Below are 18,637 nucleotides of genomic sequence, written 5' to 3' on the forward strand. Positions count from 1 at the left end.
GTCTAGACGCTGTTCTGGATTTTCTATTGGAGTAGGCGATAAGCTTCTCATATACTGTTCAAAGATATTATCATCTTCTATTTCTAAGATATATCCTAATTTACTTTTATAATCTATATTAAACCCTTTGCCCTTATTTCCAGAAGCTATCATCTTCATATCATTTCTAATTGTCCTAGTTGACACTTCCAATTTTTTTGAAAAGTATTCTAGGCTTAAATAATTACCGCTGTCTTTCAATTCTTTAAGAATGAGACTTTCTCGCATATGCTCTCCTCCTTATTCTCTAAATTTGTAGTGTATTTTATAATATACATTTTAACTTAAAGTAAGTTTCAAGAAAAGCTGATGTTTTTCATTATTTCAGTGAAAAAAGTATCTCATTAATATATAACTTGCATAATTCATATTATTAATAATATTTAAATAATAAATTTTATTAATAATATGTGTGTCTTCATTTATACTCTAATTATAAGTTGAGCCTTACACTAAGAAAAGCCGAGCTTTTTCACACTTACTTTGAAAAATATATACTTTTATTTTTGTTATATTTGAAAGCTTTAAGAATTTCAGAGCAAATTATAAGCTCTACGAAATAGCCTCTAAATTAATATAAGCCAGTCCAAATTGGACTAGCCTAGTGTAGTTATACATATCTATATATATTATTTTATCTACCAAAACTTATTCTTTTTTATTTAGAAATATTTTTTTTCTGCACTTTTATAACAGTAATAGCTTTTTTCATCTGTTTCTATTTTTAGAGAATCATTATATATTACTACTTCAATTATGCTCTTATCTTCAACTTCGCATATAGTACTTTCTTTACATTCTCCAAAACTTAAGTATCCTTTATCTTGTATTGGCTCATATCTAAATTTAATATTAGCGTTCTTAATGCTTACTTCCTTATTTGAAGTTTTATTTTTTACTATTATATCTGTGTACTCATTGTTTAAAAGTGTATTTTGTATTTTATAAGTTAATTTATTAATCATATTCTATGCCCGTTCATATAAGATTTTTCTTATATGCCTTTCTTTGTATTTTATATATTTAATATAACAAAGTTATTTTTTCCTCTCAATTAGGCACTTTTTTGTAACCTCTATAAATTTGCATAACAATAAGACCTCTAAATCAATAATGTAGTAATGCATTCAGACAGTTTCCTTATGAGATTGAAATTATAGTAAATACTCTACCTTATTATGCATAAAAAAAAGATCCTTTATAAGGATCTTTTCCGAAACAATATATATTATAATATAGTTATGTTTTCTGCTTGAGGACCTCTAGCACCTTTAACTATATCAAAGCTTACTTTTTGACCTTCTTCTAATGACTTGAAACCATCTGCTTGTATAGCTGAGAAATGAGCGAAAACATCATCTCCACCTTCTACTGATATAAAACCAAAACCTTTTTCATTGTTAAACCATTTTACTATTCCGTTATTCATTATAACTTCTCCTATTGAACCTGTATCAAGAATCTCTTGAATTAATTTTTTTGTATTGCTACAATATTTATTATAACACAAATAAAGAATAATAGATAGTGCTATAATAATATAAATAGAAAGTAGGTGATAAAATGTTTTTACTATTGGAACACCTTCCAAAATTAATATTTGCATCTATTATCGGAGGAGTACTTGGATTTGAGAGAAGTAAAAAAGGAGCTAAATCTGTAGGTTATGGTACTTGTTCTATTATTTCAATTGGGACAACACTTCTTACAATCATTTCAGCTTATGGTCTAGGTTCTGGCACAGACCCAAGCAGACTTATTGCTAATATTATAACGGCCATCGGTTTTTTATGTGCTGGTGTTATATTTACAAAACCTTCTGAAGATGATGCAGACCAAGAAATAGTTGGTCTGACTACTGGTGCTACGATCTTTTGTATAGCTGCTATGGGTATTGGTATTGGATTAGGTTATTATGGTTTAGTTACATGTGTAGCTATATTAATAGAGATAAATCTTTTAATTTCAAAGAAGATTAAGAAAAATAGCTAAAAGAAAAATAGTCTATGCTAACACAATCATATTTAGCATAGACTATTTTTTCATTAAATATGTACCTATAACTAACTCAATTGCCTCTAACTATCTCTGTAATTAATACACTTTTAATATGATTAATCTGTCACTTCTCCATTTGAAGCAATTACTACCCAATTCCAATTATAATGATAAACTACTATCAAGTCATTATCAACGTTTTCTCTTATTACTATCTACAAATCTATATGTGTATTTATTTTCTTAATTTTTACACAAGAGTCTTAAACTCATATCCATTTTCTTTAAAATGTTTTATTATAGCTGGTAAAGCTTTAGCTGTTTCTTCTTTGCCATAAGTATCATGCATTAAAAGAACCACTATTTCTTTATCTTGTGATGTTTTTATTGTATAATCAGTTAATTCTTGTGCGCTCTTTTTCTTACCTTCAGCATCTGCATTTAATGCATTCCAGTCTATAGATACTTTGTTAGTCTCAGCTAAATGAGTATCTAAAGCTTCCATACCTTTCCATGACATATGCCCACCAGGACATCTTAGCACCCTGGTTGAGAAGTACTTACCTAAAACATCATTGATAATCTCATCAGTTTTTTCAAAATCAGCTTTGAAAGCTTCTAAGTCTATAGTTCTTCCAGGGTACAGTGTTTTATAATCATGGCTATATGAATGATTTGCTATTGCATGTCCTTCATTGAACTCTTGTTTTATTAGTTCTCTGGCTGTATCTCCACCTCTTTCAATGTTTTGACCAGTTAAGAAAAATGTTGCCTTTACCCCTTCTTCTTTTAATATCTCTAATATTTGTGGAGTAACAGTTGTTGATGTACCATCATCAAAAGTTAAGAAGACTATCTTTTCACCGTTATTAGAGTAATCATATTTATTAAGTTTTTCAGCTATGATGTTAGCATCATAAGAGTATTTTTTGCCTTCATGGCTTACTCCTACCATATATTTTTTCTTCTCTTCTTCTGCTTTTCTTTTCTCTTCTTCTATCCTTTTTTGTTCTGCTTTCATCTGTATTTGAGCGTCTACATAGACCCATGTTTTATTAACAATTCCCACCATAATTAAGCACGCTAACAAAACTAGCACTACTTTTTTCTTGTTTACTTTTTTATAACTCATGTATCTCTCCTCTTAATTGCTATCTATTTTGTCATTTTCAATATTGATGAATTATCTTATGATTTTCCTAATATATTTATTAACTCAGTTGCACTTTACTCTATAGATTAATGTTGATAATATATAATTTGATTTGTGATTTCTTGAGGTATTACAAACTCAACTAATCCTTCAGAGCCCGGGGCTACATCATATTTATTAAAGCATATAACTAATTGGTTCTTATCATTTATATAAAATTCTTGATTTTTATCTATTTTATTAAAGTTCGAATCAACCATTTTATCATTTAACCAATAAACATCTTCTCGATTATTTTCCATTCTCTCTTTCATCTGTTGTTTGATATTTTGACTTATAGCATCTATATAGTCTGTTCCTTCAAACATTCCTTCTAAAGTTAAAACAGTATTATTTTTCTTATCTATATTATAAAATTTTCTAGTTATATTCGATGAACCTTGGGCTGAATATTTATATATTACTATTGATAATATATCTTCATTATCAGTCTTTACATCATACCAATATTTTACATATTCTTTTACCTTTATACCTTCTGACTTTAGTTGCTTCATCTCTTTTAGATATTCATTGTATAGTTCTTTTCCTCGTTCTTCAAATTTCTTATTCAATTTATATTCTAAATCCTTATCTTCTAACCCCTCTATTCTAGGCACGTCAATAGAAACATCATATCCATTTTCATTTATTCTATAATTTCTAAAGTTAATAATTTTTATAACCCCACCTATTCCAGGTATGCTTTCTAAAGTATTTGCAAAAGTAGGTACTAAATTAACAATCCCTACTAATATACTTATTGATGCAGCTAAAGCTGAACTTTTAATTATTTTGTTTTTTTTAGTTTTACTTACACTCATGGCGTCATTTACTATACGGTCCAATCTATCTGGTATTTCTATATTTTTATACTTATCTTTTAATTTTTCTAAGTTTTCGTTTTTATTCAAAGCCTTCACTCCTTTATTCAGAAATGCTAATTTTCAATTTGTCTAATGCATTGTACAATCGAGTTTTTATAGTATTTTCATTCTCATCAAGCATCTTAGCTATATCAGCTATTTTCATATCTTCAAAATATCGTAGTATCACTATGGTTCTATATTTTTCAGGAAGCAAATCTAAAGCTCTTTGTAAATCTATGTCTTCGTATTTGTCATAACCTATTAAATCATCTAGTTCTATGTCCTCACTTGATGTTACATATTTTTTATTTTTCCTTATGTAGTCGATTGCACAATTTGAAACTATTCTATACATCCATGGTTTAATACTATCTGTATCTTTGAGAGTGTTTATATTAGCTAATGACTTACATATAGAGTCGTGCACTATGTCAAGTGCGTCATCTTCATTGTGTACGTAACTATACGCAAATCTATATAATGCCTCTTTATTATCAACTATATATTTCTTTAGTTTTTTTTCTTTTTTTCGTTCTACTAAGCTTAGTACTTTCATTTTTGTATCCACCTCTCATAATATAAGACGTTTTATACGGTGTTAAAAGTTTTATTTTTTTATGTTTTTTTACATTAAATTTTTAAATTTTTTATAAAAGACTATATTTCATTTAAAATATATATATTTCTCTCATATTAGCTATTACTATTTATTAGATTATTATATGTAATAAACTATAGTAGTATATATTTAGATAAAATACATTCTTATATGCACTTGTCTTTGACTTGACATACTATAAGTTCTACAGATTTAATATAGATGCCGATATCATTTGGTTTCAAATTTAGGTTTAAATAACATAAATGTGGAAGGACTACTTTGGACCTAACTGTAATCAAATTAATAAATTTACTAAATCTGCCCATTCTCTCCATTATTATGATAGCATGCTAGTAATTGAAAAAAGAAAATTTACTCATCCAATTAGCATTTTTTCTAAATACACTCAATAAGATTTTTATAATATATTTTGTTCTGATACTATCATTTTTGGATAGATATTTAATTATTTTTAGAGATTGTAAAAGAAGAGTTTTCTAATTCTAAGTTTAAGTGAGAATAAAATAAAAAATGGAACCCTAAAAAGTTTGGATTCCATTTTTATGCTTTTATTAAAGACAGGAGTACTTCATAATCATGTTATTTAACTATTTTAAAATATCTAAGCTGTAGGATTTTTCTTTTTACCCTTAGAGCTTATTCCACCATTTTTCTTAATATAATCATTATGTACAGCCTTAACAGTTCCAGTAAGAGCTAATAATGCAACTAAGTTAGGAATAACCATAAGTCCGTTAAACATGTCTGACATTGTCCATACAATAGAAACTTCTCCAAGTGTTCCAAGTAATACACAAACACATACTAGTACTCCATATATTTTAACAGCCTTTGATCCAAATAGATATTTTATATTTGCCTCTCCAAAGAAATACCATCCTATAATAGTAGAAAATGCAAAGAAGAACATACAAATAGCTATAAATATATCCCCGAACTTACCAAACACTGCAGAGAATCCTGCTTGAGTAAGTGCAGTCCCAATAATAGAACCATCTGGAGTTACTGAACGAGTCGTAATAATAACTAAAGCAGTTAAATTTAATATAACAAAAGTATCTATAAATACTCCCATCATAGCAACAAATCCTTGCTCTGATGGATGATCAACTTTTGCTACCGCATGAGCATGAGGTGTAGAACCCATACCAGCTTCATTTGAGAATAGTCCACGTGCAACACCTTTGCTCATAGCCTTTTGAATAGTAGCACCAACAACACCACCTGCTATTGACTGAGGTGCAAATGCTCCTACAAATATTTCTTGGAATGCTAAAGGGATATTTCTATAGTTAGCTAATATAACAATTAGAGATCCTATAATATAAAATAGTGCCATAATAGGTACAACTGTTTCTGTAACCTTAGCTATTCTACTAATACCACCTGAAAATACTACAAACGCTAATACTGCTAGTATAATACCAATTATAAGTGGATCTATACCAAAGGCAGTATCAAATGCAGCTGCAATAGAATTTGATTGTACTGCATTTCCCATAAATCCTAGGGCTAGTATAATAAATACAGCAAATGAACCTGCTAAAATCTTACCAAACTTACCTTTAAATGCTCCTTCTATGTAGTAAACTGGACCACCTGTTACTGTTTTATCTTCACCTACTTGTTTATACTTTTGTGCCATTGTTGCTTCTGCATAAATTGTTGCCATACCAAAGAATGCACTAACCCACATCCAAAATATAGCTCCTGGTCCCCCAACTGCTATTGCAGTAGCCGCACCTGCTAAGTTACCAGTACCTACTTGAGCTGCTATTGCTGTAGCTAGAGATTGGAATTGGGACATTCCCTCTGCATCAGCTTTTTCACTTTTTTTGAATAATCCCCCGAAAGTTCTCCTGAATCCTTCTCCAAATCCTCTAATTTGGATAAATTTTAATTGAAATGAATACCATATACCGGTTCCCACAAGTAAAAATAATAGGATATTCTTATCCCACAAGATACCGTTTGCCGCATTTACAATATTTGATAGTACTTCCATTACAAACTCCCCCTTGTTATTGAATCTAGTTTGTCTGAGTTTTTGATTTAAGTACTCAGCCCGACTTATATTTATATCAAAGAGTTTTTCAAATATATTAATAAGGAAACTCTGTGATAACATAAAAACTAATATTCTATAACTTAATGGACTACTTTGACGAGTTGACTTATGAAGCTATGCCTAAGTTATCTTCTCTATAATCTGACTTAGTGATTGTGCTTTGAATTGATATTGTTAGAAATTCTACATACTATTTATATCTATATTGTATATATTTTTATCAATCTTTACAATATAAATATAGATAATATCTATTTAACAAAATATTGCGAAAATTTCCCTTAATAATAACTTTTCTAGTTTCTAACATGTAAAAAAACACATTGATAATCTTACCAATGTGTTTAATACTCACAATAATATTTATAAAATTGGCGCTTGGTTATTCATTGAATATCCATCATCTCTAACATCACTAATATCTAGCCTATCATCTTTTATTTCAACCTTGCTAAGTTTTTTAACTGATCCATAAGGCTCTTTTAATGAAAGCTTATCTCCTCTTCCAGAAATAACCCATAAAGTTTTGTACCCTCTAGGTATTACTTTTAACTTATCTTCACCTTCACCATCAGTAAAGTATACCAATAGATTAATCTTTTTATTATTAGCATATTCAAAAACTGGAGTAAACTTAGTGCCTCCTCTTATATTAATTCTATCTTTTATATCCTTTATAGATTTAGCTTTATAAACACGTCTAATTTGGTTATCACATTCTATAATAGTAATTTCGTGGTTATAATTTTTTACTATATTAAGCACTTCTTTAATTGCTTGCTTAAATTCTTCATCACTAATACTTCCACTTATATCAAGTGCTACTGCTATTTCTGCTTTATGACTTCTAAGCTGACCTCTTAAATCTAGTCTATTTGGCTGTCTTCTATTTCTTCTTGTTATAGTCTTCTTTTTATTACTTTCAACTGTTCCCATTAATTTATTAAGATATAAATTCCAAGGTAATTCTCCCTTGCTGTTTTTAAGTGATGATATAAGACCTTCTAGATAAGCTGGCGTTTTACCTTTTTGAGAATTATTAATAAATTTCTCAGTAAATTCTTTAAGAGTTTTTTCATCTATATCATCAGAATCTTTCCATATATCATGGGTTCTTTCTGGGTTATAATCAGTTTCTATATTTTCATCTATATTACTATCGTGCTCTTCGCCATTTTCATCTACTTCTTGTAAATCCAACTCAGTTTGAATTTTGTCTACATAATATTCAAAAGACTCATATGGCTCAAGTGTTAAAGAATAATGTGCATTTACCCACTCCAAAGTAGTCGCATATGGAGGTAAGTTATTTAAATATTTATTTACTACTATATCCATTGCCATATTAATAGCCAATTTACTATACTTATCTTTTAATTCTTTTGATCTTATTAAGTGCTGTGATAATATATGAAGAATTTCATGCTTTATTGTACTCTCCATTTGTTTCATATTAAGATTTAAAAAGATTATTGGGTTAAAATATATAACATATTTAGCTTCTTTAAAGTTTACAGATGTCGGGCTACTTATATCAAATCTAATTTCCCTTAATGTTTGAAATAAAAAATATCCATAGAAATTATCTTTCTCTTCCATAAGACTTAAATTAACTTTATCTACAAGACTAAAAAAATCATTTTTAAAATCTTGTGGTATATCTATTTCAAGCTTATCACCACTTTTATTCGCCTTTGACATAGAGTACGTATTTATAATTTTATTCGCTTTATCATAAAGCTCTTTTGTTTGTTTCTCAAAATAACTTTCCATATACTAGCTCCTTATTAAACTATAAGATGCAAAATATTGTTCTACAAACTCTTCATTTTCTATAGCTATTTTATATACTTCTGTATAACTATTTTTAATATCTTTCATAATTCCTACCATTAAATCTATCGGATATAATTTTAAAAACTCCATAAATCTATTAATATAATAGTTCGACTCAGTATTATCATTTTTTATATTCGATTCTAAGCTTTTTAGAATATTCATTGCTGATAAATAAAGTCTTGTATGGCTTTCGCTTTTTACTCTTTCAATAACATCTAAACTCAAAGTATCTCCTAAGAATACATCTTCATAAGACACTAATGGACTATAATCTGCTTCAACAAAACTTATAAACTCTTCTGCAATAACCTTACCTACATTTCCTTTTATAACATTTAAAAATACCGATTTTGGTATTGAATCTTTTTTCTCTTTATACATTTTGTAACTCTTAGAAACTCTTTCATAACTTCTTGGGGTTGCACGTACATCACCTTCATTTATTCTGTGTAAATATTCTGGGAATGTTGAAATAAATTCTATAACCTTTGGCTCAATACCCGCACCGATTGCCCAATTTAACCACTGTGTATAATTAGGTTCCATGTTCAACCATACAAATCTATTTTCTTGAGCTGCATCCATATCCACAACTTGATAATCAAAATCTGAACCATATTTACTTGATGGGTTCATTGCTGCTAATATCTTTACATCATCATGTAACTTGTATCCATTAATTTCTCTATTTAATATTAAATTCATAAGTTCCTGTTGCACTGTATGCTCACAACGATTTATCTCATCTATAAATAAAAGAACTATTTTACCTTTAGCCATTTCTTCATCGATTTCTCTTAATTTATTATGAACTGCGTATACTGTCGCTTTCTTTTCTATCTCACAACCATTTGAATTACTTACTACATAAGATTCTACAGTTGGAAGACCTCCTATTTCACCTTCTTTAAGAAGATTTCCATCAATAACAATTAAACTCCAATTATTTTCATAAGCCAACTTCTTTGCTAAAGCTGTTTTTCCTATTCCACTTTCTCCAACTACTAAGGGTACTTCTTTTGTTGCTAATACTAAGTCAACACTCTTTAATGTATCTATAAAATTCATTTTGTCTCTCTCCTATATCATCTTTAGTTTTTCATCTACTGCTATTTTCTTCGACTTTTTACTTCCATATTTATAAATGAACATTATCTTGTCCATTGGTATAGTCTTACTATTTTTATCTATAATACTACAATTTAGAAAATCCCTAACATACTTTTCTTCTATATCTTCCTTTGATAGAGATTCTTTTAATACTTCTTCTAATTCATCTTTAGATATTTCTTTCTCAATATATTTAAGTACTAAAATATTTACCTTCAAAATTTCTAACATTTTATTTTTATCTAAATTAGTTATAAAACTTATAGCCGCCTCATTGTTCTTAACGGCTGCAAGTTCTGCACTATGACTAGGTGGCTTCATATACCTTAATGCACTATAATTTATTTTCACAGCTTCTTCTTGTGCACTTTCACAAGGCTCTTTTATATATTTTATTGAGTCATAATTTTTTCTTACAGCTAATAATTGTAACTCCTCACTTGGATCTTTGATATATTGGATAGCCCATCCAGATTTATTTATGGCTAATTTAATGACCTTATCAGTTGGATTTTTGATGCAATCTAATACGCTCCATCCGTCATCTATAGCTTTTATCATCATCTCTTCTGTAGGATTATTTATAAATTTAATTGATCTAGCATTATTATCTATAGCTAGTGCTTCCATTTCTCTAGTTGGATTATCTATATATTCTAATAAGAGTCCATTCTTTTTAATAGCAAGTAACTTCATCTCATCTGTAGGATTATTTATAGTTTTTATAATAGCAGGATTTATTTTTATAGTTTCAATAAGTTTTAATTCTTCCATAACATGCCTTTCTATTTTTAATTTTATTATATATGATTATTTCTTATTATAATTAATATACTTTTTAAGTCAATTTAAACAGAATAATTATACCAATATATAATAAAAATCCCTAAAGCTATGATAACCCTAGGGATTTTTACTATATACAAGTAACTTAATTTTATATTCTAAGTAATTTACTTTTTTCTTTTGGTGCAATTATAGCTGATATAAACATCAATATTATACTTATAATCCAAGGTTTTAATCCAAAGTGATTAAATAATATATTAGCTCCTGAAGCTGTAACTAAGGTATATTTTAGTATAAGTAAAAATATATTTTTAGACATCTTACTAGATAACATCATTTTAAAACATAATGTAACCATTCTTACTCCTATAAAAGCTACTATTAATCCTATAATATCTTGAATCAAATAATAATAATGAAATTCCATAACTAATTACTCCTTATTTTTATATGACTTCAGCTTCTTCTTGTAATACTTTATATTCTTCTTCTGTATAGGTCTTCATACTAAATCCAGTAACACCATATATAAATGATATTATTGGAGTTATCCAACTCAAGAAACAATATGGTATAAATTCAAATGGAGATACTCCTAATGTTTGTCCACAGAATATTGCATTTGAGTTCCATGGTATTAATGGACCGCCTAAAGTAGCTGTGTCTTCTATTATCCTTGATAAATTTTCAGGCTTTAATTTAAATTCTTTATATAATGGCGACATTACAGTTCCTACGAATACAGATGTAAACATCATTGATGAACTAAATGCATTGGCTGCGTAACTTGCTATAAATGTAGAACCAACTAATTTAGCTCTTGAGTTACCTATCTTATCTATCATTGGTTGTAATAGTACTTCTAAAAATCCAGTCTTTTGAAGTATACCAGCTATAACGAATACTATAAATACTAGTATTACAGTTTCTGCCATACTCATTATTCCACCACGATTTAATAATTTATCTGCATAGTGAAGTCCTGTATCTATAGAGTACCCATTTAACATATAGTTTAGTAAATCCCCTATTTTTTCACCTTCACGAACAGCTGCAATTCCTGCACCAAGTACTGCTGAGCATAATATTGATACTATTGGTGGCTTTTGTAGTAATAATAAAGCTAATAATAATATAATTGGTATTAATGATATAAATCCGATTTCAAAGTTCTGGTTTAGAACAGACATTACTTCATTTATTTGGTTGTAGTCTATTGTGTTATTTGCATATTTGAATCCTATTACTGTGTATAATATTATACATAATATATAAGATGGAACTGTTGTAAGTGTCATATGTTTTATATGAGTTATAACATCAGTTTTGCAGACTGCTGCTGCTAGATTTGTAGAATCTGATAATGGAGATATTTTGTCTCCAAAAAATGCTCCTGATATTATTGCTCCAGCTGTAAGCCCAGGAGGTACCCCCATACTTGTACCTATACTCATTAATGCTATACCAGAAGTCCCTAATGTCCCCCAAGAAGTTCCTGTTGCTATTGATGTTAATGAACATACTATTAACGTAGTAAGTAAGAAATACTTAGGTGTTATCACTGTAAGTCCACTGTAAACTATTGTTGGTATAGTTCCTGCTGATATCCAAGTAGCTATTAATACACCAACAGAAAGTATAATTATATTAGATTGAAATGCATCTTTACCTACAGAGAATCCAAATTCCTCTATCTCTGAATTCGTATATCCTAGTTTCATAGCTGCTGGTACAACTATTAACCATGATAATAGAAACATTGTTGTTATAGATGCATCAAATACAACCATACCAGTAGTTGTTAAGGCTATTATTGCAAACATTACTAGTGCTGCATATTTAAATGTCGGTTTTCTTTTCTCAATGTTTTTGCTCATTTTATAACTCCCCCAAGTTTTACAGTATTTTATAATAACGTTTTCATATTTAAATTAATTTATTGTTGTACCACGAAATAGATTATTTTAATTAATCTATTTCGTGGTACCTAAGCATTTCTACTTAGTAATAGCTTTCTTTATTCTAGCTAATCCATCTTCAACCATAACTCTAGGACAAGCTAAATTTATTCTTTGGTATCCTTTTCCACCAATTCCAAAAGATGTTCCATTATTTAATGCAACCTTACCTTCTTCAACTAAAGCTTTCGCTACTTCTTCATCACTTAGCCCAGTTCCACTGAAGTCTACCCATAGTAAATATGTCCCCTCAGGCTTTTTAACTTTTAATGAAGGAATATTTTCTTCTATATACTTTATTGCAAAATCAACATTACCTTCTAAATATACTATAAATTCATCTAACCATTCTTCTCCATGGTTATAAGCTGCTTCTGTTGCTACTAAGCTGAATGCATTATTTCTTCTTATATCTATTCTAGCAAATGCTGAGTCTAATCTTTTATAATCCTCTTCATTTGGTAATACAACTTGAGACATCTGTAATCCAGCTATATTAAATGTTTTAGTCGGCGCCATACAAGTTATACTATTTTGTGCGAATTCCTCATTTATTGATGCAAACGGAGTATGTTTATGACCGTTGAATATTATATCACTATGTATCTCATCTGAGATAACTTTTACATTATGCTTAATGCATATGTCTCCAAGATTTTGTAACTCTTCTTTAGTCCATACTCTACCTACTGGATTGTGCGGATTACATAATATAAACATCTTTACATCTTTTATTTTTGATTCTATATCTTCATAATCCATTACATAGTTTCCATCTTCTAACTTAACTAATGGACTTATTACTAATTCTCTACCATTATCTTTTACAACACTATTAAAAGGACTATACACTGGCTCTTGTATCATTATCTTGTCATTCTTTTCAGTCATTTCTTGTATTATTAAACTTACTGATGGTATAACACCTGGGCTAAATATTAACCAATCACTTTTTATTTCCCATCCGTATCTTCTAGCTGCCCAGTTTACAATTGACTCATTGTAAGAATCAGGTCTAGTTGTATATCCATAGATACCTTGTTCTAATCTTTCTCTCATAGCATCAATTATACATGGAGCAGTTTTAAAATCCATATCTGCTACCCACATAGGAAGAAGATCGTTACTTCCATATTTTTTATCCATTTCTGACCATTTTGCAGAATAGTTGTTACTTCTGTCTATTACAGCTTCAAAATCATAACTCATAATTAAATTACCTCCGTCATTTTTGATTACATCTTTATATAAGCAATAGGCGTGCCAACTTTATAAAAATGTTTTAAAAAATAAAATTACCTCAAATTCCATAGTTTTAAGCATTTATTTTTAGATAAAGATATTCTTATTTATTTATTATATTTTCTATTAAACCCCGTTTACCCCTTTTTAAAAATAAATAGGTTCAATGAGTTAGTATTTTAACCCATTGAACCCATTTTCAAAATAATTATAGTTTACTAAAATTATAATTATTTATTCTGTTCTAAAAAATCTCTTCCTTTATCCGTAATTATCGAACCACCACGACCAGATAAAATCTTTATAAATTCATAATCTTGTAACTCTAAAAGAACACTTCTAATTTGTTGTTCCGTTAAAAATACACCTTCAGTTACTGCATATTCATAAATCTTTCTTCTACCGATTCTCTCTTTATTTATATAAGCTTCATTAACTTTTTTTAATACAAACATATAATCATTTATAGATCTCTTAAAATTTGGGATTTCAATATTAGTATTCTTTACTAATAAACTCTCACAATAATCTGTAGATTCCATTGACTCAATAATATATTCAGGTAAATCAGATACTTCTATTACGTTTTTTCCTAAGTAAGAACAATATTCAGCTAAGTTTCTCAACTCTCTTATATTACCTTCCCAATCATACGACTTAAATATCTTAATAACTTCATCTGATAATTTAAAATTAATATCAATATTCTTTTTAAAAGAATCAAGTATTAAAAATATATCTTCATTACGTTCTCTAAGTGGACTAATTTTTAAAGGAAGTACATTTAATCTATAAAATAAATCTTTTCTAAACTTACCTTCACAAACTAATTTTTTTAGGTCTCTGTTAGTAGCTGCAATTATTCTTATATCTACATCAATAACTTTATCAGAGCCGATCTTTCTAATTTGTCTTTCCTGTATAACTCTAAGAAGTGTTGCCTGAGAACTTAAATCCATCTCACCAATTTCATCTAAAAAAATAGTTCCATTATTAGCAAGTTCAAATAATCCTATTTTCCCACCCTTTTTGGCTCCTGTAAAAGCACCTTCTTCATACCCGAACAATTCACTTTGTAAAAGTCCATCTTGGAATGTACTACAGTTAACAGCAACAAATGGACCACTTCCCCTATATGATGAACTATGAATAGATTGTGCAAATAATTCCTTTCCAGTACCACTTTCACCTATTATTAAAATCGATGAATTAGATTGAGCCATTTTGTAAGCCATCTTCTTAGTGTTTAATATATTTTCACTATTTCCAATTATATCATCAAAAATATACTTACTAACATTACCAGAATTCATTAGCTGAGACCTAAGTTTAGCTTGTTTTTTTTCAGCTTGATAAAACTTAGTAACTTTTATTATATATCCACTAAATAAATTTATATTAGTGTACCTAATCTCTAAATTTATATCTATATTATTTACCTTAGTAAGCTTTTGAAAATGAGTTATTTCATTATTTGCAATTTTACTAAAATCACAAGTCTTTATATATTCTCCAATATACTTACCTATCATTTCATTTTCATTTATACCTAGTATGTCTTTAGCTACATGGCTATAAAATTGAACTATACCATCACTACTTACACATATTATTCCTTCATCTATTGATGATAATAAAAAATCAAATTGATTTTCTAACTTACTCTGAGTTACCAAAAGCTTTTCTGTAATATAACTAGTTGGTATGATTTTATCCATAAACTTTTTTAATAAATCTTCTTTTATTAAGTATTCAAGATTTAGCTTTATAGCAATATCAACTATACAGCTTAAGTCGATTATTCTATATGCTAAGTCAATAATTTCGCAGTTATCAGTTTGTATAAAAATTTCTTCTCCAGGAGTTAAAACTATAGAATTTTGAGGAATACTTTCAAACTCAGGATAGCAAGGTATAAGATTTGAAATCCCACTCCCTAATTTATGTATAAGGTCCACTGTTTCTAATGCCATACTCCTAGATAGATTATACACATATACAGTTTCATTCTTGTCTATTTTAGATATCTTATTAAAGCTAGATTTTTCAAAAGTTAATTTAGGTATAATTATTTGTGTATCAGGTGAGCAAAGTGAAGCTATCTCTTCATACTTTAATTTTACCGATAAAATAACTAACTTCTCATTACAATAAGTAATGTTACCTTCTTCAAATGAGTACAAGTTTATTTTTAAGTTATCCCCTAAAAAATCTCTTATTTGTTCTGAATATATTTCACCTGCATCTTTTTTAAGTGTTATTATTGCTAATTCTCTTTTTTCCATGTTTACTCCTCATACCCTATTAGTTTAAATTTGATATGGTAAAATTATATCAATATTCTATATAAAAGGCAAAATCTGAGATTATAAAAAATAATCCTCTCTTTTAAATAAAGAGAGGATTACTAGTACTCATATTAATTTATCTTCCTAACGCTTTATCTAAATCTAATGTTTTTGTTCCATCTTCTAATACGAAACATGGTATTCCTATTCCACCCATTTCTCTTATTTCACTATATATATCTAGCCCACTACGTAATGCTAAATATTCTTTTAAATCTGGTAAGCTTGATGATAAGTTTTTAAAATCTATCTCAACATTTTCTCTCTTTAACTCATTTAATGCGTATAATGTATCTGGGCATAAATGACTTCCTACTACAGTTATTTTCATAATAATATTCTCCCTTATTAATTTTATATTTTATTTGTAAAACTAAATATCTATTTTTTTATAACAGCTATAGCTTCTATCTCACAAAGCACACCCTTTGGTAATTCTTTGACTGCCACACAGCTACGAGCTGGATTAGATACAAAGTATTTTGCATATACTTCATTGAATGCTGCAAAATCAGCCATATCAGCTAAAAAACATGTAGTTTTAAATACATTATCCATAGCAGTTCCTGCTGATTCTAATATAGCCTTAACATTTTTGCAGCTTTGCTCAGCTTGTTCTGATATAGTTTCAGGTACAGTATTATCTTCTGGATTTACTGGTATTTGACCTGATGTAAATACTAAATCTCCAATTTGATATCCTTGAGAGTAAGGTCCTATAGCTCCTGGTGCTTTTGTTGTTTCAAGTATTTTCATTATAAATTCATCCCTTCTTTGGTTTATTTAAAGTCTTAATATTTCTGATATCACTCAGATTTCTTAATTTTATATAAAGCAAAATTTGTGCCAAGTTGATAAATTTATTATTTTTTATTTTAAATTCCCTGATAGCACTTATACTCTTGATTTTTATAAGTTGTTAGGATCTGTATTTTTAATCTATTTATTGCTTCTTATTTTTATTGGGTTGAATTGTACAAATCATTTAACACTTTTATCCCTTAAATTTTTAAAAAAAGATGGAGTAACGATTCGTTACTCCATCTAATCACTGTATAAAAAATTATCTATACTAATATTAATTTCCAATTACTCTAAGCATAAACAGTATCTGCATTCTCTAGCTTTTCACCATTAGATTCTATTACCTGCTTGTACCAATTAAAGCTCTTTTTCTTAAGTCTAGATAGGTCACCACTTCCATCATCATACTTATCCACGTATATAAATCCGTATCTCTTAGCCATTTCACCAGTAGATGCACTTACTAAGTCAATACATCCCCATGGAGTATATCCAAATAAATCAACTCCATCTTCTACTGCTTCTTCCATTTGCTCTATATGCTCTTTTAAATATTCTATACGATAGTCATCATTTATGCTTCCATCAGATTCTTTTTTATCATAAGCTCCTAGACCATTTTCAACTACCATCATAGGTATTTGATATCTATCATAAATTTCATTTAATGTATATCTAAGACCTTTAGGATCTATTTGCCATCCCCAATCACTAGCTTTTAAATATGGATTCTTTACTCCACCTAGTATATTACCGCTTGTACTAGCTTCTTTAGGATCACTACTTACGCATATAGACATGTAGTAACTAAAAGTATAGAAATCTACACAGCCTTCTTTTAAAATTTCTAAATCTTTATCTTCTATTTTTATTTCAATATTATTTTCTTTGAAATATCTATTCATATAAGTTGGATATTCACCACGAACTTGAACATCTCCACAGAAGTAGTTCATTACTCTACTATCTTGTTGAGTTTTTACTATATCATCTGGATTACAAGTATATGGATACATTGTTGCAAATAATTGCATACATCCTATCTTGTAGTTTGAATCTATTTCATGAGCTAGTTTAACAGCCTTGGCACTTGCTATAAATTGATGATGTAAGCCTTGGAATCTTAGCTTCGGTATATCTACTTGATTTATAAAATCCGTAGTGCCTTCATTTAATATTCCTTGTGATAAGTATCCTCCCATAGGCATCGTAGCTGAGTTTATTTCATTAAATGTCAGCCAATATTTTACTTTTCCTTTGTATCTATTAAATATCGCCACACAGTAATTCATATATAAGTCTATTACTTCTCTTGAAGCCCATCCATTGTACTTTTCAGTTATTCCAAATGGTACCTCATAGTGAGATATTGTTATTAATGGCTCTATATTATATTTTAAGCATTCATCGATTACATCCTCATAAAACTTAAGTCCTGCTTCATTTGGTGCTTTTTCCATTCCTGTCGGGAATATCCTAGTCCATGCTATTGAAAATCTAAATACCTTAAACCCCATTTCTGCAAACAAAGCTATATCTTCTTTATATCTATGATAAAAATCTATTGCCTCATGGCTTGGGTAAAATGTATTCTCTTCTATAGTTTGTGTTATTCTTTTACTTACTGTATGAGAGCCTCCAGTACACATATCTGAACAAGATGGACCCTTTCCATCTACATTCCATGCTCCTTCGAATTGATTTGCAGCTGTTGCTCCACCCCATAAAAAATCTTTTTTAAATGACATATTTATATCCC

At 28.7% G+C, this 18,637-nt stretch carries 18 protein-coding genes; 1 reads left to right on the forward strand and 17 read right to left on the reverse strand.

The genetic code is table 11. The features are described 5' to 3' along the window. From CHL78_RS14390 to CHL78_RS14400, 3 genes are all read right to left on the reverse strand, one after another. Positions 1-267: HTH domain-containing protein (locus tag CHL78_RS14390; protein ID WP_147295830.1), on the reverse strand; the 267-nt coding region annotated here is incomplete at its 3' end. 434 nt (positions 268-701) lie between these two features. Further along, positions 702-1,004: a hypothetical protein gene (locus CHL78_RS14395; RefSeq protein ID WP_094369793.1), complete on the reverse strand. Its 303-nt coding sequence runs from the start codon at positions 1,002-1,004 to the stop codon at positions 702-704. Positions 1,005-1,267: 263 nt separating this feature from the next. After that, a complete protein-coding gene (locus CHL78_RS14400; RefSeq protein ID WP_094369792.1) occupies positions 1,268-1,468 on the reverse strand; it encodes a cold-shock protein in 201 nt (66 codons plus the stop codon). A gap of 134 nt (positions 1,469-1,602) precedes the next feature. On the opposite strand from CHL78_RS14400, the gene CHL78_RS14405 reads away from it, so the two are divergent. After that, the gene (locus CHL78_RS14405; protein WP_094369791.1) at positions 1,603-2,031 is read left to right on the forward strand and encodes an MgtC/SapB family protein; all 429 of its coding nucleotides are present in this window, start codon (positions 1,603-1,605) and stop codon (positions 2,029-2,031) included. 256 nt (positions 2,032-2,287) lie between these two features. Here CHL78_RS14405 and CHL78_RS14410 read toward each other — a convergent pair whose 3' ends face one another. From CHL78_RS14410 to CHL78_RS14475, 14 genes are all read right to left on the reverse strand, one after another. Further along, on the reverse strand, positions 2,288-3,169 hold the full coding sequence (locus CHL78_RS14410) for a polysaccharide deacetylase family protein (RefSeq protein ID WP_094369790.1): 882 nt from the start codon (positions 3,167-3,169) through the stop codon (positions 2,288-2,290). A 107-nt stretch (positions 3,170-3,276) separates the two neighbouring features. After that, positions 3,277-4,143: an anti-sigma-V factor rsiV gene (locus tag CHL78_RS14415; protein WP_094369789.1), complete on the reverse strand. Its 867-nt coding sequence runs from the start codon at positions 4,141-4,143 to the stop codon at positions 3,277-3,279. Positions 4,144-4,156: 13 nt separating this feature from the next. Continuing rightward, positions 4,157-4,654: an RNA polymerase sigma factor gene (locus CHL78_RS14420; protein ID WP_094369788.1), complete on the reverse strand. Its 498-nt coding sequence runs from the start codon at positions 4,652-4,654 to the stop codon at positions 4,157-4,159. 667 nt (positions 4,655-5,321) lie between these two features. Next, on the reverse strand, positions 5,322-6,725 hold the full coding sequence (locus tag CHL78_RS14425) for an alanine/glycine:cation symporter family protein (RefSeq protein ID WP_094369787.1): 1,404 nt from the start codon (positions 6,723-6,725) through the stop codon (positions 5,322-5,324). Between the two features lie 426 nt (positions 6,726-7,151). Beyond that, positions 7,152-8,561, reverse strand: coding sequence for a vWA domain-containing protein (locus CHL78_RS14430; protein WP_094369786.1), 1,410 nt, complete (start codon positions 8,559-8,561; stop codon positions 7,152-7,154). Between the two features lie 3 nt (positions 8,562-8,564). Continuing rightward, positions 8,565-9,695 (reverse strand): ATP-binding protein, encoded by a 1,131-nt coding sequence (locus CHL78_RS14435; protein WP_094369785.1) that lies wholly within the window; start codon positions 9,693-9,695, stop codon positions 8,565-8,567. Positions 9,696-9,707: 12 nt separating this feature from the next. Further along, on the reverse strand, positions 9,708-10,511 hold the full coding sequence (locus CHL78_RS14440; protein ID WP_094369784.1) for a hypothetical protein: 804 nt from the start codon (positions 10,509-10,511) through the stop codon (positions 9,708-9,710). Positions 10,512-10,674: 163 nt separating this feature from the next. Further along, positions 10,675-10,953 (reverse strand): hypothetical protein, encoded by a 279-nt coding sequence (locus CHL78_RS14445; protein ID WP_094369783.1) that lies wholly within the window; start codon positions 10,951-10,953, stop codon positions 10,675-10,677. Positions 10,954-10,972: 19 nt separating this feature from the next. After that, positions 10,973-12,403, reverse strand: a complete 1,431-nt coding sequence (nhaC, locus tag CHL78_RS14450; RefSeq protein WP_094369782.1) for a Na+/H+ antiporter NhaC — start codon at positions 12,401-12,403, stop codon at positions 10,973-10,975. Between the two features lie 120 nt (positions 12,404-12,523). Continuing rightward, entirely contained in the window at positions 12,524-13,693 is a 1,170-nt protein-coding gene (locus tag CHL78_RS14455; protein WP_094369781.1) for a MalY/PatB family protein, read from the reverse strand. 263 nt (positions 13,694-13,956) lie between these two features. Then, positions 13,957-16,011, reverse strand: a complete 2,055-nt coding sequence (locus CHL78_RS14460; RefSeq protein WP_094369780.1) for a sigma-54 interaction domain-containing protein — start codon at positions 16,009-16,011, stop codon at positions 13,957-13,959. 139 nt (positions 16,012-16,150) lie between these two features. Further along, on the reverse strand, positions 16,151-16,405 hold the full coding sequence (locus tag CHL78_RS14465; protein WP_094369779.1) for a glutaredoxin: 255 nt from the start codon (positions 16,403-16,405) through the stop codon (positions 16,151-16,153). Between the two features lie 50 nt (positions 16,406-16,455). Continuing rightward, the gene (locus tag CHL78_RS14470; RefSeq protein ID WP_094369778.1) at positions 16,456-16,830 is read right to left on the reverse strand and encodes a RidA family protein; all 375 of its coding nucleotides are present in this window, start codon (positions 16,828-16,830) and stop codon (positions 16,456-16,458) included. 338 nt (positions 16,831-17,168) lie between these two features. Beyond that, positions 17,169-18,626 carry a glycoside hydrolase family 1 protein gene (locus CHL78_RS14475; RefSeq protein ID WP_094369777.1) on the reverse strand — a complete coding sequence of 486 codons (1,458 nt, stop codon included), beginning with the start codon at positions 18,624-18,626 and terminating at the stop codon, positions 17,169-17,171. Positions 18,627-18,637: the final 11 nt, after the last annotated feature.

It is taken from the genome of Romboutsia weinsteinii (genome assembly GCF_002250835.2).
In the GTDB taxonomy this organism is placed as follows: Bacteria; Bacillota; Clostridia; order Peptostreptococcales; family Peptostreptococcaceae; genus Romboutsia_A; species Romboutsia_A weinsteinii.